Annotated in this window: 27 protein-coding genes and 1 pseudogene; 18 read left to right on the plus strand and 10 right to left on the minus strand. The window is 63.9% G+C overall.

Going from position 1 to position 26,483, the window contains the following annotated elements:
- Window positions 1–67 precede the first annotated feature (67 nt).
- From CCOS865_RS18655 to groL, 5 genes are all read left to right on the plus strand, one after another.
- Window positions 68–1,075: a DUF481 domain-containing protein gene (locus CCOS865_RS18655; protein WP_119143529.1), complete on the plus strand. Its 1,008-nt coding sequence runs from the start codon at window positions 68–70 to the stop codon at window positions 1,073–1,075.
- A gap of 90 nt (window positions 1,076–1,165) precedes the next feature.
- Complete coding sequence (locus CCOS865_RS18660) at window positions 1,166–1,897, plus strand: HugZ family pyridoxamine 5'-phosphate oxidase (protein ID WP_119143531.1); 732 nt, start codon at window positions 1,166–1,168, stop codon at window positions 1,895–1,897.
- Between the two features lie 65 nt (window positions 1,898–1,962).
- On the plus strand, window positions 1,963–2,424 hold the full coding sequence (locus CCOS865_RS18665; protein ID WP_119143533.1) for an FxsA family protein: 462 nt from the start codon (window positions 1,963–1,965) through the stop codon (window positions 2,422–2,424).
- Between the two features lie 258 nt (window positions 2,425–2,682).
- Window positions 2,683–2,976, plus strand: a complete 294-nt coding sequence (locus CCOS865_RS18670) for a co-chaperone GroES (RefSeq protein ID WP_016488938.1) — start codon at window positions 2,683–2,685, stop codon at window positions 2,974–2,976.
- A gap of 48 nt (window positions 2,977–3,024) precedes the next feature.
- Entirely contained in the window at window positions 3,025–4,668 is a 1,644-nt protein-coding gene (gene groL / locus CCOS865_RS18675) for a chaperonin GroEL (RefSeq protein ID WP_119143535.1), read from the plus strand.
- An 840-nt stretch (window positions 4,669–5,508) separates the two neighbouring features.
- Here the strand turns inward: groL and CCOS865_RS18680 are convergent.
- Entirely contained in the window at window positions 5,509–6,237 is a 729-nt protein-coding gene (locus CCOS865_RS18680; protein ID WP_119143537.1) for a phosphatase PAP2 family protein, read from the minus strand.
- A gap of 178 nt (window positions 6,238–6,415) precedes the next feature.
- On the opposite strand from CCOS865_RS18680, the gene colR reads away from it, so the two are divergent.
- The 5 genes from colR to CCOS865_RS18705 all read left to right on the plus strand — a co-directional run bounded on the left by colR (window position 6,416) and on the right by CCOS865_RS18705 (window position 10,136).
- The gene (colR, locus tag CCOS865_RS18685; RefSeq protein WP_119143539.1) at window positions 6,416–7,099 is read left to right on the plus strand and encodes a two-component system response regulator ColR; all 684 of its coding nucleotides are present in this window, start codon (window positions 6,416–6,418) and stop codon (window positions 7,097–7,099) included.
- The gene (locus tag CCOS865_RS18690) at window positions 7,089–8,399 is read left to right on the plus strand and encodes a sensor histidine kinase (protein WP_119143541.1); all 1,311 of its coding nucleotides are present in this window, start codon (window positions 7,089–7,091) and stop codon (window positions 8,397–8,399) included. The genes colR and CCOS865_RS18690 overlap by 11 nt, the downstream gene beginning before the upstream one ends.
- A 124-nt stretch (window positions 8,400–8,523) precedes the next feature.
- Window positions 8,524–9,204, plus strand: coding sequence for a class I SAM-dependent methyltransferase (locus CCOS865_RS18695; RefSeq protein ID WP_119143543.1), 681 nt, complete (start codon window positions 8,524–8,526; stop codon window positions 9,202–9,204).
- A 6-nt stretch (window positions 9,205–9,210) separates the two neighbouring features.
- Window positions 9,211–9,909 carry a lipopolysaccharide kinase InaA family protein gene (locus tag CCOS865_RS18700; RefSeq protein ID WP_119143545.1) on the plus strand — a complete coding sequence of 233 codons (699 nt, stop codon included), beginning with the start codon at window positions 9,211–9,213 and terminating at the stop codon, window positions 9,907–9,909.
- Window positions 9,909–10,136 carry a hypothetical protein gene (locus tag CCOS865_RS18705; RefSeq protein ID WP_119143547.1) on the plus strand — a complete coding sequence of 76 codons (228 nt, stop codon included), beginning with the start codon at window positions 9,909–9,911 and terminating at the stop codon, window positions 10,134–10,136. The genes CCOS865_RS18700 and CCOS865_RS18705 overlap by 1 nt, the downstream gene beginning before the upstream one ends.
- A gap of 27 nt (window positions 10,137–10,163) precedes the next feature.
- Here CCOS865_RS18705 and CCOS865_RS18710 read toward each other — a convergent pair whose 3' ends face one another.
- The gene (locus CCOS865_RS18710) at window positions 10,164–10,562 is read right to left on the minus strand and encodes a ketosteroid isomerase-related protein (protein WP_119143549.1); all 399 of its coding nucleotides are present in this window, start codon (window positions 10,560–10,562) and stop codon (window positions 10,164–10,166) included.
- A 115-nt stretch (window positions 10,563–10,677) separates the two neighbouring features.
- Here CCOS865_RS18710 and CCOS865_RS18715 point away from each other — a divergent pair, with 115 nt between their 5' ends.
- Window positions 10,678–11,268, plus strand: a complete 591-nt coding sequence (locus CCOS865_RS18715; RefSeq protein ID WP_119143551.1) for a GNAT family N-acetyltransferase — start codon at window positions 10,678–10,680, stop codon at window positions 11,266–11,268.
- Window positions 11,269–11,371: 103 nt separating this feature from the next.
- Here the strand turns inward: CCOS865_RS18715 and CCOS865_RS18720 are convergent, their stop codons facing one another.
- Complete coding sequence (locus tag CCOS865_RS18720) at window positions 11,372–12,895, minus strand: fumarate hydratase (protein ID WP_119143553.1); 1,524 nt, start codon at window positions 12,893–12,895, stop codon at window positions 11,372–11,374.
- 254 nt (window positions 12,896–13,149) lie between these two features.
- Between CCOS865_RS18720 and CCOS865_RS18725 the strand changes: the two genes are divergently transcribed.
- Complete coding sequence (locus tag CCOS865_RS18725; RefSeq protein WP_119143587.1) at window positions 13,150–14,073, plus strand: iron-sulfur-binding ferredoxin reductase; 924 nt, start codon at window positions 13,150–13,152, stop codon at window positions 14,071–14,073.
- A 142-nt stretch (window positions 14,074–14,215) separates the two neighbouring features.
- Here CCOS865_RS18725 and pyk read toward each other — a convergent pair whose 3' ends face one another.
- The gene (gene pyk, locus CCOS865_RS18730) at window positions 14,216–15,670 is read right to left on the minus strand and encodes a pyruvate kinase (protein ID WP_119143555.1); all 1,455 of its coding nucleotides are present in this window, start codon (window positions 15,668–15,670) and stop codon (window positions 14,216–14,218) included.
- A gap of 180 nt (window positions 15,671–15,850) precedes the next feature.
- On the opposite strand from pyk, the gene CCOS865_RS18735 reads away from it, so the two are divergent.
- From CCOS865_RS18735 to sbcB, 3 genes are all read left to right on the plus strand, one after another.
- Window positions 15,851–16,237, plus strand: a complete 387-nt coding sequence (locus CCOS865_RS18735; protein ID WP_119143557.1) for a tol-pal system YbgF family protein — start codon at window positions 15,851–15,853, stop codon at window positions 16,235–16,237.
- Between the two features lie 124 nt (window positions 16,238–16,361).
- Window positions 16,362–16,721 carry a PilZ domain-containing protein gene (locus CCOS865_RS18740; protein WP_119143559.1) on the plus strand — a complete coding sequence of 120 codons (360 nt, stop codon included), beginning with the start codon at window positions 16,362–16,364 and terminating at the stop codon, window positions 16,719–16,721.
- Between the two features lie 90 nt (window positions 16,722–16,811).
- Window positions 16,812–18,242: an exodeoxyribonuclease I gene (gene sbcB, locus CCOS865_RS18745; RefSeq protein ID WP_119143561.1), complete on the plus strand. Its 1,431-nt coding sequence runs from the start codon at window positions 16,812–16,814 to the stop codon at window positions 18,240–18,242.
- Between the two features lie 68 nt (window positions 18,243–18,310).
- On the opposite strand, the gene mvaT is transcribed toward sbcB, so the two are convergent.
- Window positions 18,311–18,688 (minus strand): histone-like nucleoid-structuring protein MvaT, encoded by a 378-nt coding sequence (gene mvaT / locus CCOS865_RS18750; RefSeq protein ID WP_119143563.1) that lies wholly within the window; start codon window positions 18,686–18,688, stop codon window positions 18,311–18,313.
- A 301-nt stretch (window positions 18,689–18,989) separates the two neighbouring features.
- On the opposite strand from mvaT, the gene purU reads away from it, so the two are divergent.
- The gene (gene purU / locus CCOS865_RS18755) at window positions 18,990–19,841 is read left to right on the plus strand and encodes a formyltetrahydrofolate deformylase (protein ID WP_119143565.1); all 852 of its coding nucleotides are present in this window, start codon (window positions 18,990–18,992) and stop codon (window positions 19,839–19,841) included.
- A 15-nt stretch (window positions 19,842–19,856) separates the two neighbouring features.
- The gene (locus tag CCOS865_RS28780; protein WP_119143567.1) at window positions 19,857–20,093 is read left to right on the plus strand and encodes a hypothetical protein; all 237 of its coding nucleotides are present in this window, start codon (window positions 19,857–19,859) and stop codon (window positions 20,091–20,093) included.
- Here CCOS865_RS28780 and gpgF read toward each other — a convergent pair.
- The 5 genes and pseudogenes from gpgF to CCOS865_RS28790 form a co-directional block, all read right to left on the minus strand.
- Window positions 19,996–20,991, minus strand: coding sequence for a glucosaminyl phosphatidylglycerol flippase (gene gpgF / locus CCOS865_RS18765; RefSeq protein ID WP_119143569.1), 996 nt, complete (start codon window positions 20,989–20,991; stop codon window positions 19,996–19,998). The two genes, CCOS865_RS28780 and gpgF, sit on opposite strands and share 98 nt — an antisense overlap.
- Window positions 20,988–21,752 (minus strand): N-acetylglucosaminyl phosphatidylglycerol deacetylase, encoded by a 765-nt coding sequence (gene gpgD, locus CCOS865_RS18770; protein WP_119143571.1) that lies wholly within the window; start codon window positions 21,750–21,752, stop codon window positions 20,988–20,990. The genes gpgF and gpgD overlap by 4 nt, the downstream gene beginning before the upstream one ends.
- Window positions 21,745–22,866 carry an N-acetylglucosaminyl phosphatidylglycerol synthase gene (gpgS, locus tag CCOS865_RS18775; protein ID WP_119143573.1) on the minus strand — a complete coding sequence of 374 codons (1,122 nt, stop codon included), beginning with the start codon at window positions 22,864–22,866 and terminating at the stop codon, window positions 21,745–21,747. The genes gpgD and gpgS overlap by 8 nt, the downstream gene beginning before the upstream one ends.
- Window positions 22,867–23,080: 214 nt before the next feature.
- Complete coding sequence (locus CCOS865_RS28785) at window positions 23,081–23,845, minus strand: methyl-accepting chemotaxis protein (protein WP_415842721.1); 765 nt, start codon at window positions 23,843–23,845, stop codon at window positions 23,081–23,083.
- Window positions 23,846–23,938: 93 nt separating this feature from the next.
- Window positions 23,939–24,955 (minus strand): annotated as a pseudogene (locus CCOS865_RS28790) (cache domain-containing protein); the annotation flags it as partial.
- Between the two features lie 169 nt (window positions 24,956–25,124).
- On the opposite strand from CCOS865_RS28790, the gene CCOS865_RS18785 reads away from it, so the two are divergent.
- A partial coding sequence (locus CCOS865_RS18785; protein ID WP_119143589.1) for a helicase HerA-like domain-containing protein occupies window positions 25,125–26,483 on the plus strand: 1,359 nt, incomplete at its 3' end.

Raw genomic sequence — 26,483 nt, forward strand, 5'->3', positions numbered from 1 at the left:
TTGCTCTAGTCGCGCGTATCTGGATAATGCCCGGCTTTTTTCGTCAAACCGAGCGCGTAGTCAGCTTATGTATTCTAGAACCTTGCTCTGCCTTATCGCCGCGTCGCTGTGCAGCCCCGTTTTCGCCGACACCGTGTGGATGAAGAACGGTGACAAGCTCAGTGGCAAGATCAAGGTCTTCGACGGCGGCAAGCTGCTGCTCGAGACGCCCTATGGTGGCTCCATCGCCCTCGACTGGAAACAGGTCCAGACGCTCGAGAGCGACCAGGAGATGCTGGTCAAGCAGGACGCCTACAACGGCGAGAAGGCCAAGTCGCTGAAAGCCGCCGAGCCGGGCAAGGTGACCTTGGCCAATGGCGACGCGCCGAAGACCGTCGACCTGGCCAGCATCGAGCAGATCATGAAGCCGCGGCCGCTGGTCGAGGACTTCCTGTGGAAGGGCAACGTCGACGTGGCGATGGACTACAAGCGCGCCGAGAACGACACCGACGACTACGACGTCGGCTTCAAGACCACCGCGCGCCATGGTCGCTGGCGGCATAACGCCGAAGGCGAATACAACCGCGAGACCAAGGACGACGTCACCACCACCAACAACTGGAGCGCCGAGTACGCGCTGGACCGCTTCATTACCGAAAAGTGGTTCTGGCAGGGGCGCCTGGAGTACAAACGCGACCATATCGAAGACCTGGCGCGCCAGCGCACCGTCGGTACCGGCCCGGGCTATCAGTTCTGGGATGACGAGCTGGGCGCGTTCTCGCTCGGCGCGCTGATCAACCGCACCGACTACCAGTACCGCGATGGCGGCAAGGACAACTTCTATGCCGCAGCGGTCAAGTGGGACTACACCCGCTACCTGATCGGCAAGAACGTCCAGCTGTTCACCAACGGTGAACTCGGCAAGCCGCTGGGCGGCGTGGCGGACTACTCGCTGGATGCCGAGATCGGCCTGCGCTACAAGGTTACCGAGTGGGCCTCGCTCAACCTCAAGGCCGAGAAGGACATGATCCAGGGCACCAGCGACAGCGACCTGGACAAGACGCGTTACACCGCAGGCTTCGGCGTCACCTGGTAAGGCATCAGGGCCGCGTTGCGGCCCATTGGCAGACGGCGCTGATAATGCTTATCTTGTCAGCCACCCAGTCTGCCGCCAGGAGCCTCATTCGTGAGTACCAATGCCCTTCGTCCCGCCCGCGAACTGCTGCTCAAGGAGTATCGCGGGGTCCTCTCGACCCATTCCAAGTCGATGCCCGGTTACCCGTTCGGCTCGGTGGTCCCGTACTGCCTGGACGCCGAAGGGCACCCGCTGATCCTGATCAGCCGCATCGCCCAGCACACCCACAACCTGCAACAGGACGCCAAGTGCTCGCTGCTGGTGGGTGAGCGTGAGGCCGAGGACGTGCAGGCGGTGGGCCGCCTGACGGTGATGGCCGAGGCGCACAAGCTGACCGACCCCGCCGCGATCGAGGCGGCCGCCGAGCGCTACTACCGCTACTTCCCCGACGCCGCCAATTATCACAAGGCCCATGATTTCGACTTCTGGGTGCTGCAGCCGGTGCGCCACCGCTACATCGGTGGCTTTGGCGCGATCCACTGGCTCGACCAGGTGACCCTGGCCAATGCCTTCGCCGGCACGGCCGAGGCGAGCATGATCGCGCACATGAACAGCGACCACGCCAACGCCATCGCCCACTACGTCGCGCTCAGCGACCTGCCGCGTACCGCGCCCGCCGAGCTGGTCGGCCTCGACACTGAAGGCATGCACCTGCGCATTGGCCAAGGCGTGTACTGGCTGCCGTTCCCCAGCACTTGCAATACGCCGACACAAGTCCGCGAAGCGCTGGTTTTGCTGGCGCGCGCCGACAAATGGCCGGATGCGAGTGCAGCCGGGGGTTGAAAAACCGAGCGTACGCATCCATTTGTGGTCTTAGTGGAAGGTTGTCTTCCGTCGAGGAACCCTTGATGCGTGTTTTCCTATTGCTGTTTCTGCTGTTTCCGGTGCTGGAGCTGTTCGTCTTCGTCAAAGTCAGCGCCGCCATTGGCTTCTTCCCGGCGCTGCTGCTGATCATCGCCGGCTCCGCCCTGGGTGTGCTGGTGCTGCGCGTGGCCGGCCTGGCCACCGCCCTGCGTGCCCGCGAGAGCCTGCAGCGTGGCGAACTGCCCGCTGAGGACATGTTCCACGGCCTGATGCTGGCGGTCGGTGGCGTCCTGCTGCTGATCCCGGGCTTCATCGGTGACGTGCTGGGCCTGATCTTCCTGCTGCCGTTCAGCCGCAAGCTGGCCGCGCGCAAGATGCGTCAGCGCGCCGAAGCCCAGGCCATGCGCCAGCGGGCGTTCCAGGATGATCCATTCGACGCTCGGCCGGCGCAGGGCGCTCAGCAGCCGAACGTCATCGAGGGCGAATACCAGCGCCGCGACAAGTGAATGTTTCCAGAGTTTACCCAGCGGCCCCGAGAGGGGCCGTTGTTGCTTATGCGGTAAAGCGATGAAATATTTTCGTGGGCAAGCCTTGTAATTGGTTCTACCGACCTCATGTATGTGGTCACCGCAAGGTTTCTGGTGGCGACACCAGACAAACACAGGGGTTCGCCGAATGCGGGCCCCTACCGGCAACGCCGGAATGCCTCAACCCGCCGGTGTCGACACCGGCCGATGAAAACCACAATTTGGGAGAGATCGACAATGAAGCTTCGTCCTCTGCATGACCGCGTAGTCATCCGTCGCAGCGAAGAAGAATCGAAAACCGCTGGCGGTATCGTCCTGCCGGGTTCGGCCGCTGAAAAACCAAACCGCGGTGAAGTCGTCGCCGTCGGCACCGGTCGCATCCTGGACAACGGCGAAGTTCGCGCGCTGGCCGTGAAAGTGGGTGACAAAGTGGTTTTCGGCCCGTACTCGGGCAGCAACACCGTGAAAGTCGACGGCGAAGATCTGCTGGTGATGGCCGAGAACGAGATTCTCGCTGTCGTCGAAGGCTGATTTCCCCGACTTCCCGTTACTCCAAAGAATTCCAAGGATTAAACGATCATGGCTGCTAAAGACGTAAAATTCGGCGATTCCGCCCGCAAGAAAATGCTCGTTGGTGTCAACGTTCTGGCTGACGCAGTAAAAGCCACCCTGGGCCCGAAAGGCCGTAACGTTGTCCTGGCCAAGAGCTTCGGCGCGCCAACCATCACTAAAGACGGTGTTTCGGTTGCCAAAGAAATCGAGCTGAAAGACGCTTTCGAAAACATGGGCGCCCAGCTGGTCAAGGAAGTCGCTTCCAAGGCCAACGATGCTGCCGGTGACGGCACCACCACCGCCACCGTTCTGGCTCAAGCCATCGTCAACGAAGGCCTGAAAGCCGTCGCTGCCGGCATGAACCCGATGGACCTGAAGCGCGGCATCGACAAGGCCACCATCGCCATTGTCAACGAGCTGAAGAACCTGTCCAAGCCGTGCTCCGACTCCAAGGCCATCGCCCAGGTCGGCACCATCTCCGCCAACTCCGACAGCTCCATCGGTGAAATCATCGCCGAAGCCATGGAAAAAGTCGGTAAAGAAGGCGTGATCACCGTTGAAGAAGGCTCGGGCCTGGAAAACGAACTGTCTGTCGTAGAAGGCATGCAGTTCGACCGTGGCTACCTGTCGCCGTACTTCGTCAACAAGCCGGACACCATGGTTGCCGAGCTGGATGGCCCGCTGCTGCTGCTGGTCGACAAGAAGATCTCCAACATCCGCGAGCTGCTGCCAGTTCTGGAAGCCGTTGCCAAGGCCGGCCGTCCGCTGCTGATCGTTGCCGAAGACGTTGAAGGCGAAGCGCTGGCTACCCTGGTAGTCAACAACATGCGCGGCATCGTCAAGGTTGCTGCGGTCAAGGCACCAGGCTTCGGCGACCGCCGCAAGGCCATGCTGCAGGACATCGCTGTCCTGACCGGCGGCCAGGTCATCTCCGAAGAAATCGGCCTGTCGCTGGAATCGGCTACCCTGGAGCACCTGGGTAACGCCAAGCGCGTCATCCTGTCGAAAGAAAACACCACCATCATCGATGGCGCTGGTGTTGAAGACGACATCCAGGCACGCGTCAAGCAGATCCGCGCCCAGATCGAAGAGACTTCGTCGGACTACGACCGTGAGAAGCTGCAAGAGCGTCTGGCCAAGCTGGCTGGCGGTGTTGCCGTGATCAAGGTCGGTGCTGGCACCGAAGTTGAAATGAAAGAGAAGAAAGCCCGCGTTGAAGACGCCCTGCACGCTACCCGTGCAGCCGTTGAAGAAGGCGTGGTACCTGGCGGTGGTGTTGCCCTGGTACGTGCCCTGTCGGCCATCGTTGACCTGAAGGGTGACAACGAAGACCAGAACGTCGGTATCGCACTGCTGCGCCGCGCTGTTGAATCGCCGCTGCGTCAGATCACTGCCAACGCCGGCGACGAGCCAAGCGTTGTGGCCGACAAGGTCAAGCAGGGTTCGGGCAACTACGGTTACAACGCTGCTACCGGTGAGTACGGCGACATGATCGAGATGGGCATCCTCGACCCAGCTAAAGTTACCCGTTCGGCACTGCAAGCTGCAGCTTCGATTGGCGGTCTGATGATCACCACCGAAGCGATGATTGCTGATGCTCCGGAAGACAAGGCAGCTGGCGGCGGTATGCCAGACATGGGCGGCATGGGTGGCATGGGCGGCATGATGTAAGCCAGCCTTACCCCCTCGCTGTATAAAAAAGCCCCGCCTAGTGCGGGGCTTTTTTTTGCTTCGGGGGGGCTTGGATGGGGGGCTTATCCATTTGGTGGGGTGGGGCTGATGGCCCCTTCCGCCCTTACGGCGGGTCACTTTTTTTCTTGGAAAAAAGTAACCAAAAACCGCTTGCTCCTACATCCGGCCCTTCGCTGCGCTACGGGTTCCCTCACTCCGGCCTTGCTCCCGCGAGGACCGGGCTGTACGGGCCTTCCTGGCCCGCAGCCCTTGCCGGCCTTCCTGGCCGTCACCTCGCTCCGCAAGACCTCTGTTCGGCCTCCTGAAGTCGCGGTAGATCAAGATCACAAGCCAGATCAAGGGCCAGATCAAGGGCCGGGGCAACGGCTGGCGAATCGCTGCGCTCTCGCTTGTTTATAAGGGCGGTACAGCGCGTCAGCGCAAGAATTTGCATTGGCAGTTCCGGCCCTATCGCGGGCAAGCCCGCTCCTACGGGTGTATGTGGTCCTTGTAGGAGCGGGCTTGCCCGCGATGAGGCCCGAATATCCACCACCCATGCCGCTGTCGAAGACAACGCCAGCACAAGCGCCGCCCCTAACCTGGCAGCCTCAGGACGCCGTAAGGGCCAGCCCTTTCAACTCGCCGGGTCCGCTGCGCGCACACGCGAAAATTACTGCACGGCGCGGTCCATGTGGGAGCGGCCTTGTGTCGCGAAAGGGCTGCGCAGCGGCCCCGGCGAGCTCACGCCAAGCGCAATTTCAGAACACCTTGCAAGGGCTGGCCGGAAAGGCGAAAGGGGCCATAAGCGCTAACGCATCGAATGGGTAGACCCACAATCATTCAGGCAATGCTGCTCTGGCCAGCAGGCGCCAACGCCACCCCCCGGCGGTACAGCACCAGGTAGTAACAGCCCAACCCGATCAGCCAGCAGAACACCGCCGTCCATACGTTGTGCGAAAAGAAGTGCGCGCCCTGCAGCATCCGCCCGATCGACAGCACCACCCCCGTCGTCGCCGCCACCCCGAAGGCCACCCGGGCCAAGCGCGGGCGTCGGTCGCGCAACATGAAGAACAATGCAAACAGGCTGAACCCCGTCGCCGCATGCCCGCCAGGCCAGCACAGCCCAGGCTTGTCGGTGGCCGGGCGCGCCTCGAGCAGCTTGCTGTAGGTCTCCTGGCCGCCAAACTCGCTCAGGCTCCAGGGGCACTGCACCTGGGTGACTTGCTTGAGCGGCGTGACAAACGCGGTGGAGATCGCCAGCGACAGCACCAGGCAGCCCAGCTCCCGGCGCCAGGTAAACAGACGCTGCCAGAACAGACTGGCAATGAACGCCAGAATCGCCAGCAGGCCCAGGCCGATCACCGCCTGCTTCACCCCGTCGTGCAGGACGTTCTCCAGCAGGTAACTGTGACGGCCGATGAACTGCCCGGCGGCCGGGTCGAAGGCCAGCTTGGCCAGGTCCATGTCCAGCGAGGTCCACTCCAGTGACAGCAGGCCCGCCGCCGTTGCCAGGGGGATGCCCAGATAAAGCCAAGGATTGATCGGACGCGGACGAACGGCTGGGTACATGACGGCTCCTGGAGCGTGAGGGATCGGCCATTGTCTGCTCGGCGCAATCGGCAACAGGTGAAGCTTGGGTGAAAAAAACGTCAGGCTCGACGATAGTGGGCAGAGGCTGGCGCCGCGCCAGCGATGCCCGTAAGCTGCGCCTGCCGCGCACTGCGAAAGCGCCGCACAGGAGACCTCGATGCGCATTCTACTGGTTGAAGACAACCGCGATATCCTCGCCAACCTCGCCGACTACCTCGGCATGAAGGGCTACACCGTCGATTGTGCCCAGGACGGATTGTCCGGCCTGCACCTGGCCGCCACCGAGCACTACGACCTCATCGTGCTCGACATCATGCTGCCCGGCATCGATGGCTACACCCTGTGCAAGCGCCTGCGCGAAGATGCCCGCCGCGACACCCCGGTGATCATGCTCACCGCCCGTGACCAGCTCGATGACCGCCTGCAAGGCTTCCGTTCGGGGGCCGACGACTACCTGCTCAAGCCGTTCGCCCTGTCCGAGCTGGCCGCGCGCATCGAAGCCGTGCTGCGCCGCAGCCAGGGCGGCGGTCGGCGCACCCTGCAGGTCGCCGAGCTCAGCTACGACCTCGACACCCTCGAAGTCACCCGCCAGGGCCGCTTGCTCAAGCTCAACCCGGTCGGCCTCAAGCTGCTCGCGGTACTCATGCAGAAGAGCCCGCACGTGCTGCGCCGCGAGGTCCTCGAAGAGGCCCTGTGGGGCGATGATTGCCCGGACAGCGACAGCCTGCGCAGCCATGTCCATCAGCTTCGCCAGGTGATCGACAAACCTTTCGACAAACCCTTGCTGCATACCGTCCATGGCGTCGGCTACCGCCTCGCCGAGGGTCGCGATGGAGTTTAAGCAGAGCCTTGCCCAGCGCATCATCATCGCCTTCGCGTTGATGAGCGCCCTGGTCGCCGGGGCCTTCGCCTTCGGCATCGTGGCCACCGTGCACCTGGTCGAAGAACGGCTGATCTCGGCGGTCCTTGGCGGCGACCTGCAGCGCCTGCTGCGCATGGACAGCGTCAGCGACTGGAGCCATCGGCCGCGCCCCGACCAGCTGTTCTACTTCAGCGGCGGGCGTGACGACTTCGAACTGCCCAAGGACCTGCGCCACCTCACCCCGGGCTTCCACGAGGTGTTCCGCGACCAGCTGTCCTACCACGCGATGGTCGAAGTGGTCGATGGCCGGCACTACGTGCTGCTGCAGGACCAGAGCGATTTCGAAGAGCGCGAGCGGGTGCTGTTTGCCGTGGTGGTGGTCGGCTTCCTGCTCAGCCTGGTGCTGGCGGTGTTCCTCGGCTGGCTGCTGGCGCGGCGGGTGATGGCACCGGTGATTCGCCTGGCGCGCCAGGTGCGCCACCGCGATCAGTTGCTCGGCCTGGCGCCACCGCTGGCGCCGGACTACGCCGCCGACGAGGTTGGCCAGCTGGCGGTGGCCTTCGACGACACCTTGGGCCGGCTGCGCGATGCACTGACCCGTGAACGGTTGTTCACCAGCGACGTCAGCCATGAGCTGCGCACGCCGCTGATGGTGCTCGCCACCTCCTGCGAACTGCTGATCGAGAACCCCGGCCTGGACAGCCGCGCGCGCAGCCAGGTGGAGCGTATCGCGCGGGCCACCGAAGAGATGCGCGAGCTGGTCAAGACCTTCCTCATGCTCGCCCGGGCCCAGCGCGACGAAGGCGCTGTGGCCTCGCGTGCTTCCCTGCGTGAGGTGGCCGACGACCTCATCGGGGTCTGGCGCGACACCATCGAGCAGAAGGGCCTGGCGCTCTACTACGACGGCCGGGTCAGTGCCAGCCCGCTGGTGCACAACGCCACGTTCCTGCAGTCGGTGATGGGCAACCTGCTGCGCAACGCTGCGCATTACACCGACAGCGGTTACATCCGCCTGAGCCTGGAGCCTAACGGTTTCAGCGTCGAAGACAGTGGCGTGGGCATCCCCGAAGAGCAGCGCGAGGCGATGTTCCAGCCCTTCGTGCGCGGCGACGAGCGTCGCGGTGAGGGGCTGGGCCTGGGGTTGTCGCTGGTGCAGCGGATCTGTGACGACCAGGGGTGGCGAGTGACCCTGACCGCCACCTCGCCGCACGGCTGCCGCTTCCAGGTGGATCTGTGCCAGAGCGCCGCGTTGCTGGAGGATGATCGGGCAGGCGAGTGAACGCGTCTGCCTCGGTAATCTTCTGCAACGTGTCGGCGGCGCGCTGACAGATTTTTCACATCTGCATGACCTGACGCCAACGTGCGCTTGCCTAAGGTGAGCGCATTGAGTCAGGAGATGCCCAATGCGTAGCCCCATCAAACTCGAATTTTCCGAGAAGTACGATCAGCAGCACGCCCAGGCGTACTTCCACAAGCATCAGGATGGCTTGGCGCGTCGCTTGTCCCACCAACGCGATGAACAGCTGGCGCGGCGTGCCCTGGCGTTGGCGGGCGACCCTGGGCTGGTCCTCGACCTGCCGTGTGGCGCCGGGCGTTTCTGGCCGCTGCTAGCGGAAAAAGCCAACCGCGTGATCATCGGCGCCGACAATTCGCAGGCGATGATCGAGACAGCCTGTGCCGCGCAAGCGCCAGAGGTGGTCGCGCGGGTACGACCCTTGCAGACATCAGCCTTTGCCATCGACTTGCCCGACAACGCCGTGGACAGCATCTTCTGCATGCGCCTGTTCCACCACATCGGCGAGGCCGCCCATCGCAAGACTATTCTCTCTGAGTTTCAGCGGGTTAGCCGCGACAGTGTGATTCTGTCGCTGTGGGTGGATGGCAACTTCAAGGCTTGGCGGCGCAAGAAACTCGAACAGCGACGCAGCGCCAAAACGGAGCAGGGCAGTTACCAGAACCGTTTTGTGTTACCTGCCGATACAGTCGAGCAAGAGTTTGTCGCTGCCGGTTTCCGTATTCAGGAGCGTCTGGACTTCCTGCCGTTCTACGCCATGTGGCGGGTTTACGTACTACGCAAGGGGTAGGCATTCATGGCAACAGCCCAGCATCGCGGTTCGCAGTTCGATTACTACTGGCAACAGCAGGGCGAATGGGTCGAGGCACCCAATCAGCGGCGCGGCGGCGAAAGCGGCGTGCAGCGGCTGAACGACGCGAGCGGGCAGTTGCTGTATGCCAAGCGTCAGATCGGCCATACCTACCGCAGCCTGCTGCACCCGTTCGGGCGGCCGACGGTGCTGCGCGAGCAGGATGCCCTGCACAGTTTCGAAGAACTCGGTGTACGAGTCCCGCGGATCGTCTATTGCGGCGCTGAGCGCGATGGCGATCACCAGTGGCGTGCGCTGCTGGTGAGCGAGGCGCTGGATGGCTTCGTCGATCTCGACTCCTGGCACGCCGAGGGCGCGCGCGAGACCTACCCGCCGGTGCTCCACGAACGCATGCTCAAGGACCTCGCCGACAACCTGTCGCGCATGCACCTGGGCCATTGGCAGCATGGCTGCCTGTATGGCAAGCATGTGTTCATCAAGGTCAGCGGGGAAGGCGAGCAGGCCCGCGCCGAAGTCGCCTTGCTCGACCTGGAGAAGTGCCGCCGGCGCATCAGCCGCCACCGCGCAGCGCTCAACGACCTGGGCCAGTTGCGCCGCCATTCGTCACTCAACGACGCGGAATGGCAGACATTGCTCTACTTTTACCAGATGGCGTTTGGCAGCGCTGTCAAAGGGTTAGAGTAATGAAACTAGAAATAGCTCGAGCTTTGTTCCTGGTGGCGGCTCTGGCCGTGACCACCGCAGCGGTGGCCGCGTGGGAAGAACCGCGGCCCACCGTCTTCAGCAAGGCCGACCTGGGTGGCCAATGTGCCTTGCCCCGTGTGGCCAAGGCGCAGGGTACGGTGCAACCGGATCACGACCTGCTGTTGTTGCTGTTTGGCCTGCGCCAAGGCTTGCGGCCGTTCAGCTGAAGGCCACCCCCCGCTCGCAGGGTGGTTTCACGCCACCTGTTCAAGCCAGTCATTGAGGTTGTGGTAGTTGCTCACCCGGGCAATCTTGCCGAAGTGAATGTAGAAGAACGCCCCCGCCGAGAGCACATAGGTCTGGCCGCTGGCCGCCGGCAAGCCTTCGTCGTCGGCCAGGTACTCACCGTGTACGGTGAACTCGGCGGCGGCGCGCTTGCCCTCGGCGTCCTGCATCACCACGATGTCGGCCAGGCGTTCGCGGTAGCAGCGGTTGCTCTTGTCCATGAAAGCGGCGAAGGCGGCCTTGCCCATCTGTCGTTCACCCTGGTTGATGTCATGGATCACGTCCGCGCTGAGCAGGTCGAGCAAGGCCGGCATGTCCTTGGCATTCAAGGCGGCATAGTAGGCAGTGACGAGTTCAGTAGCGGTCATGGCAATGTTCCTGTCGTGTACGGGAAAGGAGAGGGCATGCAGCGGATGATAGGGTTTCCCCTCAGGCCCGGCTTAGCCGAGCGCGTCATCCACATCGACAAAACGACCGCCAAGCATGGAAATCCGCCTGTTGCACGGCGCCGCCATCGCGCCTTACATCGATGACCTCGTTCGCCTGCGCCTGACGGTGTTCCGCGAGTTTCCCTATCTGTATGACGGTACCCCTGAATACCAGGCCGACTACCTGGCGGCCTACGCCGCGTCGCCCCGCAGCCTGGTGGTCCTGGCCTTGGATAACGGCGAGGTGGTCGGTGCATCGACCGGCTTGCCCCTGGCCGACGAGACGGACGCGTTCCAGCAGCCGTTCCTGGCCAACGGCCGTGATCCTGCCAGGGTCTTCTATTTTGGCGAGTCGGTATTGCTGCCGGGCTACCGTGGCCAAGGCCTGGGCGTGCGCTTCTTCATCGAGCGCGAGTCGTATGCGCACAAGCTGGGCGGGTTCGACTACTGCGCGTTCTGTGCGGTCGAGCGCCCGGCCGGGCACCCGCGACGGCCGGCAGACTACAAGCCGTTGCAGGGTTTCTGGCGCAATCGCGGGTTTCTCCACGAACCGTCACTGCGCACCCGCCATGCCTGGCGCGACCTGGACCAGCAGGAGCAGTCGGCCAAGATCATGTCGTTCTGGCTCAAGGCATTGCCGATGTAACCTGGCTGGCAGCCCGGCGGTGCTCGACAGGGCAGTGCCTGGGTACCGTGAAAATGAAAACGCCCGGCCTAGGCCGGGCGTTTCTGTCAGCGCAGGAGGTGAATCACTTCACTTCAACTGCCAGGCTTTGGGCGATCTTGCTCTGCCACAGCGCTGGGCCGGTGATGTGCACCGACTCACCGTTGCTGTCCACCGCGACGGTGACCGGCATGTCCTTGACCTCGAACTCGTAGATCGCTTCCATGCCCAGTTCGGCAAAGGCCAGCACCTGCGACTTGCGGATCGCCTGGGCGACCAGGTAGGCGGCGCCGCCGACGGCCATCAGGTACACGGCTTTGTTGTCCTTGATCGCTTCGATGGCGGTCGGGCCGCGCTCGGACTTGCCGATCATGCCGAGCAGACCGGTCTGCTCGAGGATCTGCCGGGTGAACTTGTCCATCCGCGTAGCGGTGGTCGGGCCGGCAGGGCCTACCACTTCGTCACCGACCGGGTCGACCGGGCCGACGTAGTAGATGAAGCGGCCCTTGAGGTCGACCGGCAGCTGTTCGCCGCGGTTGAGCATCTCGACCATGCGCTTGTGCGCCGCATCGCGGCCGGTGAGCATCTTGCCGTTGAGCAGGATGGTCTCGCCCGGTTTCCAGCTGGCGACTTCTTCTGGGGTGATGCTGTCCAGGTTGACCCGACGCGCGCTCGGGCCGGCTTCCCAGACGATTTCCGGGTAGGCGTCGAGCGACGGCGCTTCGAGCTCGGCCGGGCCGGAGCCGTCGAGGACGAAGTGCGCGTGGCGGGTGGCCGCGCAGTTGGGGATCATGCACACCGGCAGCGAAGCGGCGTGGGTCGGGTAGTCCATGATCTTGACGTCGAGCACGGTGGTCAGGCCGCCCAGGCCCTGGGCGCCGATGCCCAGCTGGTTGACCTTGTCGAACAGCTCCAGGCGGATCTCTTCGATGCGGTTCTGCGGGCCGCGGGCCTTGAGCTCATGGATGTCGATGGATTCCATCAGGACTTCCTTGGCCATCACCGCGGCTTTCTCGGCGGTGCCGCCGATGCCGATGCCGAGCATGCCCGGTGGGCACCAGCCAGCGCCCATGGTCGGGACGGTCTTGAGCACCCAGTCGACGATCGAGTCGGACGGGTTGAGCATGGCCATCTTCGACTTGTTTTCCGAACCGCCGCCCTTGGCTGCGACATCCACTTCGAGCTTGTCGCCAGGCACGACCGAGTAGTGGATGACCGCCGGGGTGTTGTCCTTGGTGTTCTTGCGAGCACCGGCCGGGTCGGCCAGGATCGACGCACGCAGGACGTTCTCGGGCAGGTTGTAGGCGCGACGTACGCCCTCGTTGATCATGTCGTCCAGGCTCATGGTCGCGCCGTCCCAGCGCACGTCCATGCCGACGCGGACAAACACGGTAACGATACCGGTGTCCTGGCAGATCGGGCGGTGGCCGGTCGCGCACATGCGCGAGTTGATCAGGATCTGGGCGATGGAATCGCGCGCAGCGGGCGACTCTTCACGCAGGTAGGCTTCGTGCATCGCCTGGATGAAGTCGACGGGGTGGTAGTACGAGATGAATTGCAGGGCGTCGGCGACGCTCTGAATCAGGTCGTCTTGCTTGATCACGGTCATGCAGCGCGCTCCTCTTTAAGACGGGAACATTCGTAAAGGCCTTCCGACGGCGCCGACCAGCGTGTCGAAACGACCTTGCAAGGTGCATCGGCAGGTCAGGCCGACGCAAAAAAGGCGCGGCAGTATAGCGCGCATCCGGGGCCGGTACACCAGCGCGCGGTCTGGACCTTTGTCGGCAGCCACTGGGCATCGTTTTTGCTGTCGATCCCGGCTTGCCTTACAGTGGCCCTGTGATACCTGGAGATTCGATGACCATGCCTGAACTCTGCGTCGGCGAGCGCCGCTGGCCGGTGCCGGCCGGCAGCAACCTGCTCGATGCCCTCAATGCGGCGGGCCTGGCCGTGCCCTACAGCTGCCGGGCGGGCAGTTGTCATGCCTGCCTGGTGCGCTGTGAAGCAGGGCAGCCGGCCGATGCCTTGCCCGAGGCCTTGGCCCTGGAGCAATACGCGTTGGGCTGGCGGCTGGCCTGCCAGTGCCGGGTGGTCGACGATCTGCGCGTGGCCTTGTTCGACCCGCTCAGCGATGGCCTGCCGGCGTTGGTCTGCGGGCTAGACTGGTTCGCCGAGGTGCTGCGCCTGCGCGTGCGCGCGCAGCGGCCAATGCGCTATCGGGCCGGGCAGCATGTGCTGCTGTGGCACGGCGAGGTCGCGCGGCCGTATTCCCTGGCGAGCCTGCCGGGTGAGGATGATTTTCTCGAGTTTCATATCGACTGCCGACGGCCGGGGGCGTTTTGCGACCTGGCGCGGGGATTGCGGCTGGGCGATGAGCTGCGCCTCGGCGAGTTGCGCGGCGGTGCGCTGCACTACGACCCGGACTGGCAGGCGCGGCCGCTCTGGTTGCTGGCGGCGGGCACCGGGCTGGCGCCGTTATGGGGCATTTTGCGTGAGGCGTTGCGCGAGGGGCATGAAGGTGAAATCAAAGTGCTGCATGTCGCGCACGAGCACTACCTGGCGGAGGCGCTGCATGAGCTGGCTCGGGTGTATCCGCAGTTGACGGTGGAGTTGCATGCGCTGGAGGACTTCCAGCAAGCGCTGGCAGGATTGCGCCTGGCGTCGCGGCAGACAGTGGCGTTGGCGTGCGGGTCGCCGGGGAGTGTCGAGCAGTTTGCGCGGCGCTTGTTCATTGCCGGGCTGCCGAGGAATCAGCTGTTTGCCGATGTGTTCACCGAGCACGTTTAAGGTGATGGCGGCGCTGATGCGGGCCTCTTCGCGGGGCAACCCCGCTCCTACAGGCTCTGTGGAGGGCTCAGCATTCGAGCCTTGCAGGGGTCCGGTGGGAGCGGGCTTGCCCCGCGAAGGGCCGCAAAGCGGCCCGGATTGATCAGCCGACCAGCGGATCACCGACATGCAGGATCTTCATGCCGTTGGTGCCACCGATGGTGTGGTAGCTGTCGCCCTTGGTCAGGATGACCCAGTCACCTTGCGCGACCAGGCCGCGCTGCAGCAGCTCGTCCACTGCCGCTTGGCTGACCTTGTCGGCCGGCAGCGAGGCCGGGTCGAAGGCGATCGGGTAGACGCCGCGGAACATCGCCGCACGGGCCTGGGTCGCGCGGTGCGGAGACAGCGCGTAGATCGGCACGTGCGAACGCAGGCGCGACATGATCAGCGGGGTGTAGCCACTCTCGGTGAGGGCGATGATCGCCTTGACGCCGGGGAAGTGGTTGGCGGTGTACATCGCCGCCAGGGCGATGCTCTCGTCGCAGCGCTCGAAGGTGGTGTGCAGGCGATGGCTGGACTTCTGGTTGGTCGGGTGCTTCTCGGCACCCTGGCAGATCCGCGCCATGGCCTGGACCGCTTCGATCGGGTAGAGACCGGCGGCGCTTTCGGCCGACAGCATCACCGCGTCGGTGTTGTCGAGCACGGCGTTGGCCACGTCGGACACTTCGGCACGGGTCGGCATCGGGTTCTGGATCATCGACTCCATCATCTGGGTCGCGACGATCACCGCCTTGTTGTTGCGGCGGGCGTGCTGGATGATCTTCTTCTGGATACCGATCAGCTCGGCGTCGCCGATTTCCACACCCAGGTCACCACGGGCGACCATCACCGCGTCGGAGGCGGCGATCAGGGCGTCGAGGGTCTCGTCGTCGGCGACCGCTTCGGCGCGTTCGATCTTGGCCACCAGCCAGGCGCTGCCGCCGGACTCGTCACGCAGCTTGCGCGCGTATTCCATGTCCTTGGCGTCACGCGGGAACGACACGGCCAGGTAGTCCAGGTCCATTTCCGCGGCCAGCTTGATGTCGGCCTTGTCTTTTTCGGTCAGTGCCGGGGCGGTCAGGCCGCCACCTTTGCGGTTGATGCCTTTGTGGTCGGACAGCGGGCCGCCGACCAGCACCACGCAGTGCAGGGCGTCTGCAGTGGCGGTCTCGACGCGCATGACCACGCGGCCATCATCGAGCAGCAGCTCGTCGTTCACGCCGCAGTCCTTGACCAGGTCGGGATAGTCGATCCCGACGATATCCTGGTTGCCTTCGGTCAGCGGGTGGACGGTGGAGAAGGTGAATTTGTCACCGATCTTCAGTTCGATGCGCTTGTTGCTGAACTTGGCGATGCGGATCTTCGGACCCTGCAGGTCGCCCAGCAGCGCGACGTGGCGGCCGTTCTTGGCGGCGATCTCGCGGATCAGGCGGGCCCGGGCCTTGTGCTCGTCCGGGGTGCCGTGGGAGAAGTTCAGACGTGCCACGTCCAGGCCGGCGAGGATCAGTTGTTCGATCACTTCCGGCGAATTGCTGGCGGGGCCAAGGGTGGCGACGATTTTGGTACGGCGGATGGTCATGCACAGACTCCTATAGTGAAGCGCAGCGAAAGGCTACTCCTTCGTTGCGCTGTAGTCATTGTTCCGTTGCACTACCTGGCATCCTGCGAGGGGGGCGTTTGAACGGTCGGGGTATCCTTGCAAAAGCCTGTGAAGATTTGCCGTGCCAAGCCGATATACTGCGTAGCAAAGGAGATCCCCATGCGAGCCCTGATCGTTTTAGCTGTCGCGGCCAGTGTCGTCGGCTGCACCCGTTGGTCGATGGACCATCACCTGAACAACGCCTACCGCGCCTATGACCGCGGCGACTGCCAGCGGGTCATGCTCGAGCTGTCGCAGGTCGACCGCACCAGCCGTGCGCGACCGTTCATCCATCCGGAAGTGGCGTTGCTGCGTGGCCAGTGCCTGGAGCGCCAGAACCTCTTCGTCGATGCCGCGCAGACTTACCAGTACCTGATCCAGCGCTACCCACAGAACGAGTACGCCTACCGCGCCCGTGCGCGCTTGCAGACCCTGGAAAAACTCGGCCACTACCGCAGCGGTGAGCCCGCGGTGGCCAGCCCGGCGAAGGCTACCCCTTGGCGTTAACACCAAGGTGTCGTTGATTTCACGAGATTTGCCACGGCGGCTGGACTAACCTGTATCTTAGCTGTAACAGCAACCGCCAGTACCGTGCATTCCTGGCTTCGGGTACGGGACATCACTTGCGATCATGTTTATCCAGCGCCACATCCAACGTCACCAGTTACCTTGTGTGCTCAAGGTCTACAACCGTTTCACCGACCAGCAGATCGGATACCTGGGTAATGCCTCCGAAGACGGCCTGATGCTGATCAGTACCTTGCCGGTACTGGTCGGGCCGGATTTCGAACTGCAGCTGCGTGTGCCATTGGCCAGCGGCGGGCATCAGTTCATCAACCTCACGGCCAGTTGCCTGTGGTGCCGGGAAGACCAGACGCCCGGGCACTACGACTCGGGCTTCATGCTGCTGCAGGCGCCGCGCGAGTACGACGACTTCGTCCGTTCGCTGCGCGATTTCTTCAGTTTCCGCCCGGCCAACGCCTCGGCCTGAGCGCCGGCGACACACCTTGCCCGCATTGGGGATTCGATTTGGCCGCCCAGGCCGCTAGACTCACGGTCGACCTAGTGACAGGAACACCCCGTGAGCTCCAGCATCTTCTGGCACGACTACGAAACCACCGGCATCAACCCGCGCTGCGACCGCCCGTTGCAGATGGCGGGTGTGCGTACCGACCTCGACCTCAACGAGATCGAAGCGCCGGTCAACCTCTATTGCCGCCCCTCGGACGATATCCTGCCGCACCCGGCGGCGTGCCTGGTGACCGGTATCACCCCTGAGCAGTTGGCCAGCAAGGGCCTGTGCGAAGCCGAGTTCATGACCCGGGTGCACCAGCAACTGGTTCGCCCCGGCACCTGCGGTGCGGGCTACAACACCCTGCGCTTCGATGACGAGGTGACCCGCTACAGCCTCTACCGCAATTTTTTCGACCCGTATGCGCGCGAGTGGCAAGGCGGCAACAGCCGCTGGGACCTGATCGACGTGGTGCGCACCGCCTACGCGCTGCGCCCGGATGGCATCGTCTGGCCGCAACAGGACGGGCGCACCAGCCTTCGCCTGGAGTTGCTCAGCAAGGCCAACGGGATCGACCATGGGCATGCCCACGAAGCGCTTTCCGACGTGCGGGCGACGATTGCCCTGGCGCGGTTGATCCGCGAAAAACAGCCGCGCTTGTATGACTGGTTATTTCAGTTGCGCAGCAAGCACAAGGTGATGGAACAGATTCGCCTGTTACAGCCGCTGGTGCATATTTCCGGGCGGTTCTCCGCCGAGCGCAGTTATATCGGCGTGGTACTGCCGTTGGCGTGGCACCCGCGTAATCGTAATGCATTGATTGTCTGCGACCTGCAGCAGGACGCGTCACCGTTAATAAATGAAACCGCTGAAACATTGCGTGACCGTTTGTACACCCGCCGTGACCAACTCGCTGTAGGACAATTACCGGTACCGTTGAAGTTGGTACAGATCAACCGTTGCCCGGTGCTGGCGCCTTTGAACGTATTGCGCCCGGCGGATCAACAGCGTCTGGGCATCGACATCGGCGTGCTGCAATCGCGCGCGGAAGAGTTGGCGCGCCAGCAGGCAGAGTGGCAGGACAAATTGCCGGCTGTTTATAGTGCAGAAGAATTTGCCCCCTGCGAAGATCCCGAACAGCAGTTGTACGGTGGTTTCCTCGGTGATCGAGATCGCCGCCTGTGCGAGCAGGTACGTGAGGCAGACCCTCATCAATTAGCGCAGTCGCCGTGGATGTTCGATGACCCGCGTATGCCTGAGCTGCTCTTTCGCTACCGTGCGCGCAACTTCTACGACACCCTCGATGAACAGGAACGGCAGCGTTGGCAGCAATTCTGCCAGCAGCGCCTGGCTGATCCGCAGCTGGGCGCACCGATTACCCTGGGTGATTTCCAGCAGGCATGGCAGAGCAGTTGGCAAAGCGCCGATGCGGCGGGGCGGCAGGTACTGGAGGCGTGGCAGGCGCATGTCGGGCAGTTGCAGGCCCAGTTGCAGCTGTGAGTGTTAAAAGCCCATAAAAAAACGCCGGCAATTGCCGGCGTTTTTGCAGGGGTACTGCAGTGGAACTATCAGTCCAGCAGGGTTGCCCAGCCTTCAACCACATCGCCACCCCATTTGGCTTTCCATTCTTTCAGGGTCTTGTGGTTGCCGCCTTTGGTTTCGATGACTTCACCGTTGTGCGGGTTTTTGTATTGCTTGACCTTGCGCGCACGCTTGGTGGCGGTGGTCTTCACGGCGCCACGTGGGGCTTTGCTCAGTTTCGACTCTGGGTCGAGCAGGGCAATCACGTCGCGCAGCGACTTGGAGTATTCGCCCATCAGGGTGCGCAGCTTGCCTTCGAATTCCAGCTCTTTCTTCAGCTTGTCATCTTGCGACAGGTTGGCCAGACGCGCTTGAAGTTCTTTGATGGCTTCTTCGGTCGCGCGGTATTCGTTGATCAGGGACATGGCGTGTTCCTTAAATGCATGTACAGGGAGACAGTGTGGGCCAATAATAGACAGGCGATACTCTCAAGTAAACAATTAATAAAGGCATCAATTGTCATGCCGCTGCTAATAACTAGTGCGCCAGGTTAAGAAAAATTTACATATGTCGGAGACGCGACCGGGTTATCGCGCTGTTCATGGCTAATTGTCGTGGCTCCACGCGCCGCCGGCCGGGCGCTCGCCGGGGGTAACGATGACTACTGCGTTTTTCCTGACAGGCCGCTAGACTATGCGCCTTTGCGAAGTTCTTGGAGTCTCACTCATGCGCACCTATCGTCTGGTGATCGCTTGCCCCGACCGTGTCGGTATCGTGGCGAAAGTCAGTAATTTCCTGGCGCTGTACAACGGCTGGATCAACGAAGCGAGCCACCACTCCGACGTGCAGAGTGGCTGGTTCTTCATGCGTCATGAAATTCGCGCCGAGTCGCTGCCGTTCGGTATCGAGGCGTTCCGTGAAGCGTTCGCGCCGATTGCCGACGAGTTCTCCATGATCTGGCGGGTCACCGACTCGGCGCAGAAGAAGCGCGTGGTGCTGATGGCCAGCCGCGAGTCGCACTGCCTGGCCGACCTGCTGCACCGCTGGCACACCGATGAACTGGATTGCGACATTCCGTGCGTGATCTCCAACCATGACGACCTGCGCAGCATGGTCGAGTGGCATGGCATTCCGTTCTTCCACGTCCCGGTCGACCCGAAAGACAAGCAACCGGCCTTTGCCGAAGTGTCGCGTCTGGTCGAGGAGCACGCGGCCGACGTCGTTGTGCTGGCGCGTTACATGCAAATCCTGCCGCCGCAGCTGTGCCAGCAGTACGCCGAAAAAGTGATCAACATCCATCACAGCTTCCTGCCGTCGTTTGTCGGTGCCAAGCCGTATCACCAGGCAGCGCTGCGCGGCGTCAAACTGATCGGCGCGACCTGCCACTACGTCACCGAAGAGCTCGACGCCGGCCCGATCATCGAGCAGGACGTGGTTCGTGTCAGCCATGCCGACAGCATCGAAGACATGGTCCGCTTCGGCCGCGACGTCGAGAAGATGGTGCTCGCCCGTGGCCTGCGTCATCACCTTGAAGACCGCGTGCTGGTGCACGGTAATAAGACCGTGGTGTTCGACTGAGACGAGGCCGGGGCGATGGCTGATCCACGCGACAAGGCGGCTGCCAAGGCGCCGCCGACGCTGGGCGAGGGCTGCCTGGCGCGTTTCGATCCCGACGCCTTGAGCGAGCAGGACGGTACCGAGTTTGCCGGTGCCGCCGAGCTCTGGCGTCAGCTCAACCCGCCTGATGACGACGCCAGCGCTCCAGCAGCGGACGCGCCAGCAGGCAGACGAACACCGGTCCGCCCGCCAGCAGATAGAAGTAGTAGGTAACGGCGCGCCACAGGAGGATCGCCGCGGCCGCGGTCGAGCTGCCCACCAGGGGCGTCAACAGGCTCGCCGAGGTCAGTTCTGCAGCGCCTGCGCCGCCCGGCAGCAGGCTGAACTGGCCGGCACTCAGCGAGAGCATCTGCACCAGGAAGCTGGGGATCCACGCCAGCTCCACGCCCAACCCGCGCAACACCAGGTACAGCACGCTGTAGCGCAGGCTCCAGTGCACGCACGTGAGGCCGAACACCAGCACCAGGGTGCGCTTGGGCAGGCGCCAGGTGTCGGCCAGCGCCTGCACGAAGCGCAGCAGCTTGCGCGCCCAGCGGCGCTGGCGCTGGGCGGCCAGGCCCAGCCGGCGCAGCAGTCGGCCGTTGGCGCGCATCAGCGGGCGGCGGTAGCGCAGCAGGGCGATGACCCCGGCGAGTGCTGTGCAGAGCATCAGCGCGCTGCCCAGCAGCATGCTCTCCTGGCTGCGCCCGAGGCTGTGGAACAAGGCGTAGCCGGCGATCGCCAGCATCGCGCAGAAGAAGAACAGCAGGTCATTCAGCTGGTCCATGGCGAACACCGCGCCACTGCGCGCGGGGCCGATCCGGTCGCGGGCCAGCAGGGCCATCAGGGTCAACGGCCCGCCGCTGCCGCCGGGCGTGGTGCAGATGGCGAATTCGGTGGCCATTACTACGCCCAGGCTGCGTACCCGGCCCAGCTTCGCGCCTTGCTCGCCGAGCAACAGCCGCAGGCGCAACGCGTTGATCACCCAGCACAGCAGGATCATCCCCAGCAGCGTCAGCATGAGGCCGGGGTCGAACGTGCGCAGCCTTGGCAGCAGCTCGCTGCCGCCGAGCACGGCCGGTACCAGCAAGGCCAGCAGCAAGGCCAGGGCGAGCCAGCCCAGGCGGTTCATGCGGCGACCTGGCGGTCCAGCCAGGCGGACTTGGTCAAGGGTTGGCGGCCTTGCTCCAGCAGCGTCTGTAGCGTCCGCAGCCAATACTCGCGCGAGGCCCGGTGGCGCATGTCGACGGGGTGCAGGCCCAGGCGCAAGGTCGGCGCCTCGCGCCAGCGCCGGCACTGCCAGTCGCAGACCACCCGCGATAGCCCCCGACGCCAGGCGCTGCGTGCGCTCCAGACCAACCCCGGGGCGTCGATGGCGGTGAACTCGGGCAGGCGATAAAGGTGCTGTGGGGTGCTGGTGTAGCGCAGCGGCAGTTGGCGCAGGGCCTGGCGCGTGCCTTCGCTCATCAGCCAGGCGGGGGCGACGAAGCCGGCCACTGGCCAACCGTGCCGATCGAACAGCGCCAGGCCGTCGTGCAGGCGCTGCAGGGCCTGCGCCTGGTCGAGCGCGTAGAACTCACCCTCGTGGGTGTAGATCCGGCGCATGAAGTAGTCGCGCGTGCTGCGCGGCGCAGGGCCATCGTCGGCATGGTAGTAACCGTGCAGGGCCAGCTCGTCGCCCTGCTGCAGGCGCCGCTCGAGCAGTTGGCAGAAGCCCGGCGCGCGGCTGAGGGCGTTGCGGTGATGAAAGTCCGGCACCACCAGCCAGGTCATCGGCACCTCGCCGAGTCGGTCGACGGCTTCGACGAAGGGCTGGTAGTCGGGCCAGGTCTCGGGCGCGACATCGTGCAGCACCAGCATCAGGCTGCGTGGCTGGGGCGTGGGCTCAGGCATGCGCGCGCGCCTGTGACGGGTGGCCGAGCACGGCCTGGTAGTGCTGCAGCAGGCCGTTGACCACGTTATCCCACGAGTAGTGCTGCTCGACGTGACGGCGCGCCTGCAGGCCGAGCTTGCGCACGCCTTGCTCGAAGATCTCGCGCACCGCCGTGGCCATCGCCCGGCCATCGTTCGGCGCGCACAGGCGGCCGCACTGCTCGTTGACGATTTCGCCGAAGGCACCGGCGCGCACGGCCACCACCGGGGTGGCGCTGGCCATGGCTTCGAGTATCACCAGGCCGAAGGTTTCCTGGTCGCCGGCGTGTACCAGCAGGTCGGCGCTGGCGATCAGCCGGGCGACCTCCGGCAGGGGGCAGAACTGGTTGATCACACTGACGTTGTCGGGCACGTTGGTCGGCATCCCCGAGCCCACCAACAGCAGGTGGTAGTGCCGGCCGAGGTGGCCCATGCACTCGAGCAGCACGGGCAGGTTCTTCTCCCGCGAGCCGCGCCCGGCGAACACCAGCAGGCGGGTGGTGTCGGCGATGCCCAGCTGCGCGCGCAGGCCAGCGTCGCGGTGGTCGGGGTGGAAGGTCGCGAGGTCGACGCCCAGGCGTTGCACATGCACCTCACGCACGCCCAGGCGGCGCAGCTTGTCGGCCATCACCTGGCTGGGCGCCAACACCCGGTCGAAGTTGCCGTAGAGCTTGCTGACATAGGCTTCGACATTGGGCGTGAACCAGTTGCCCATGCGGTTGCCGACCAGCAGCGGCAGGTCGGAGTGGTAGAAGCCGATCACCGGCACATCGAGCTTGCGCCGCGCTTCGAGAGCCGCCCAGGCGGTCAGGTAGGGGTCGCCGACTTCGATCAGGTCCGGCTGCAGTTCGCGCAGCACGTTGCACCAGGGCGCCAGGCGGACCGGAAAGCGATAGCCTTTGCCGAAGGGCAGGGGAGGCGCGGGAACCCGGTACACGCCGTCGGTGTGGGTGGCGCTGGCGCCGGGGATCAACAGGCTGTGGCGCACCCCGGGCATGGCATCGAGGCGGCGGTGTTTGGCATCAAGATAGGTACGTACGCCGCCGCTGGCCGGGGCGTAGAACATGGTGATGTCAGCAATGTGCACGATCAGCATCCCTCCGGGATCGTCTTCGGGTCTGTCATCCGGCCGTGATGAGCTGGTGATGACGCGCCTAAAGGTTGACCTCTCAGAAGAATAGTTTGTTCGATCGGGGTTGGGAGCCTGGCAGAGCCATGAAACCGCGTTGTCATTTTCGCGGGTAAACCCGCTCCCACAGATACCTGTGGGAGCGGGTTTACCCGCGAAGAGGGCGCCGCGGTCTATTGGGTCAGATGCGGAAACTGCCCACCAGCTGCTTGAGGCGGCTGGCCTGCTGCTCAAGGTCCGAGCAGGCGCGCAGGGTGGCCTGCAGGTTCTCGACGCCTTCCTGGTTGAGCATGTTGATTTCGCTGATGTCCATGTTGATCGAGTCGACCACGGCGGTCTGCTCTTCGGTGGCGGTCGCCACCGACTGGTTCATGCCGTCGATCTCGCCGATGCGCACGGTGACGCTCTCCAGGCGCTCACCGGCCTGGTTGGCGATCTGCACGCTGTCCTGGCTGTGACGCTGGCTCTGGCCCATGGTGTCAACCGACTCACGGGCGCCGACCTGCAGCTCTTCGATCATGGTCTGCACCTGCTGCGCCGACTCCTGGGTGCGGTGCGCGAGGTTGCGCACCTCATCGGCGACCACCGCGAAACCACGGCCCGCTTCACCGGCACGCGCCGCTTCGATCGCTGCGTTGAGTGCCAGCAGGTTGGTCTGCTGGGAGATGCTGGTGATCACTTCGAGAATCTGGCCGATGTTCACCGTCTTGCTGTTGAGCGTCTCGATGTGCGCGCTGGAGGTAACGATCAGGTCAGACAGGCGATTCATCGCCTGGATGTTGCGGTCGACCACCTGCTGGCCTTCTTCGGCCAGCAGGCGTGCGGAGGTCGCGTGTTGCGAGGCTTGTGCCGCGTTGCCGGCGATTTCCTGCGCCGCCGCACCCAGCTCGTTGATAGCCGCCGCGACACTGTTGGTGCGGTTGGACTGCTCGTCGGAGTTGGTCATCGACGAGTTGGAGGCGCTGATCACCCGCAAGGCCACTTCGTTGACCTGTTCGGTGGCCGAGGACACTTCGCGGATCGAGCCGTGGATGCGCTCGACGAAGCGGTTGAAGGCACTGCCCAGGGTACCGAACTCGTCATGGTTGTGGATGGTCAGGCGCTTGGTCAGGTCGCCTTCGCCCTGGGCGATGTCTTCCATGGCGCGGGTCATGGTCAGCAAGGGCTGCATCAGCACGCGGATCAACAGGCCGAGCAGGCCGATGATGATCACCACCGCGACCACCGTGGCGATCACCGCCGAGGTGCGGAAGGTGCTGAGCATGGCAAAGGCCTTGTCTTTGTCGATCGACAGGCCGATGTACCAGTTGGCCGACGGCAGGCCCTGGATCGGGGTAAAGGTGAGCAGGCGGTCCTGGCCCTCGGCGCGGACTTCGGTCAGCTCGCCGGACAGTTTCGGGGTGTTCTGCGGGAACAGTTCCGACAGCGACTTCATCACCAGCGCTTTGTCCGGATGGACCAGGATCTTGCCCTGGTCATTGACCAGGAAGGCATAACCCATGCCGCCGAAGTTCAGCGAATTGATGATGTCCACCAGGCCGTCGAGCGCCAGGTCGCCACCGACCACGCCAACGCTGCTGGAAACCTTGCTGAGGATGCCGATGACCATCTTGTTGGTGGTCATGTCGATGTAGGGTTCGGTAAGGATCGCCCCGCTGGCGTTCATGCCGTCCTTGTACCAGGGGCGGGTGCGCGGGTCGTAACCGTCGGGCATCTTCGCCTCGGGGCGCACGCTGAAGCCTCCGTCGACCTTGCCCAGGTACACCGTGAGGAAGCTCGAGATCAGCGCGTTCTGGCCCATCAGGGTCTCGGCGCTGGTCGGGTTCTGGTTGATGTTCTGCGCCAGGTTCTCGACCAGCTTGATGCGCCCATCGAACAGGTTGCGCACGTTGGTCGAAGTCGACTTGCCCATTTCAGCCAGATAATTCTCCAGGTTCTGGCGAATCGCATTACGCTGGAGGTAATCGTTGTAGAGGGTGAACAGACTAAAGGCGAGCATCACGATCAGTGAGGCGGCCAAGAGGATCTTGTGGCTGAAACGTAGGCTTTTATTCATGGCGTAATCGGGTCCGCTAAGGTGATTATCGGGTCGTTCGCGCAACGGGTTAAGGCAACCGTGCAAATGAGTCCCGCAGGTCCTTTGGGGGATGATCCTGTTCTAAGGTGAATATCACTAGTCGATATCGGCCGTTATCCGGCAAAGCTTGAGAAGAGGATGAAACAGCATGTCTGAGTCTTCACAAATTGTTCTAGGTGCGGGTGCTGACGGTCAGCCAGTGGGCCAGTCCATGCGCCTGGCCAACCGCCATGGCCTGGTGGCCGGTGCCACCGGTACCGGCAAGACGGTGACCTTGCAGCACCTGGCCGAAGTCTTCAGTGATGCGGGCGTGGCGGTGTTTGCGGCGGATGTGAAGGGCGACTTGTGTGGGCTGGGTGCGGCAGCGACGCCACAAGGCAAGGTCGCCGAGCGGATCGCCGGCATGCCGTGGCTGGGCCATACGCCCAAGGCCTACCCGCTGACCCTGTGGGACATCGCCGGTGAGTCTGGCCATCCGTTGCGCACCACGCTCAGCGAGATGGGGCCGTTGCTGCTGGGCAACCTGCTGGAGCTGACCGACAGCCAGCAGGCGGCGCTGTACGCGGCGTTCAAGGTGGCCGACCGCGACGGCCTGTTGCTGCTCGACCTGAAAGACCTGAAGGCGCTGCTCAATCACCTCAAGGACAACCCGCAGGTCCTCGGCGAGGACAGTGCGTTGATGACCAGCGGCTCTACCCAGGCCTTGCTGCGGCGGCTGGCGACGCTCGAGCAGCAGGGCGCCGAGGCGCTGCTCGGTGAGCCGGCGTTGCAGCTCGAAGACCTCCTGCAGCCCAGTGCGGACGGGCGCGGGCGCATTCACCTGCTGGACGCCAGCCGCCTGGTGCACGAGGCGCCCAAGGTCTATGCGACGTTCTTGCTGTGGTTGCTGGCGGAGTTGTTCGAGCAACTGCCGGAGCGCGGCGATGCCGACAAGCCGGTGCTGGCGCTGTTTTTCGACGAGGCGCACCTGTTGTTCAACGGTACGCCGAAGGCGCTGCAGGATCGCCTGGAGCAGGTGGTGCGGTTGATTCGCTCGAAAGGCGTGGGGGTGTATTTCGTCACCCAATCACCGGGGGATCTGCCGGATGCGGTGCTGGCCCAGTTGGGGCTGCGTATTCAGCATGGCCTGCGGGCGTTCACGGCCAAGGAGCAGAAGTCGCTGAGGGCGGTGGCCGAGGGTTTCCGGCCCAACCCGGCGTTCGACACGCTGGCGGTGTTGACCGAGGTCGGGATTGGCGAGGCGTTGGTTGGCACGCTGGAGGACAAGGGCACGCCGGCGATGGTCCAGCGGGTGCTGATTGCGCCGCCGCAGTCGCGGATCGGGCCGTTGAGCGCGGCTGAGCGGAGTGCGCTGGTGGCGGCTTCGCCGTTGATTGGGCGTTATGACAAGCCGATCGACCGTGAGTCGGCGTATGAAATGCTTACCCAGCGCAAGGGTGAACCGGTGGAGCCGGCGCCGCAGCCGAAGGTCGAGGAGGACAGTTTTGCCGACAAGGCGGGGGAATTC

This window comes from Pseudomonas reidholzensis (assembly GCF_900536025.1).
GTDB lineage: Bacteria > Pseudomonadota > Gammaproteobacteria > Pseudomonadales > Pseudomonadaceae > Aquipseudomonas > Aquipseudomonas reidholzensis.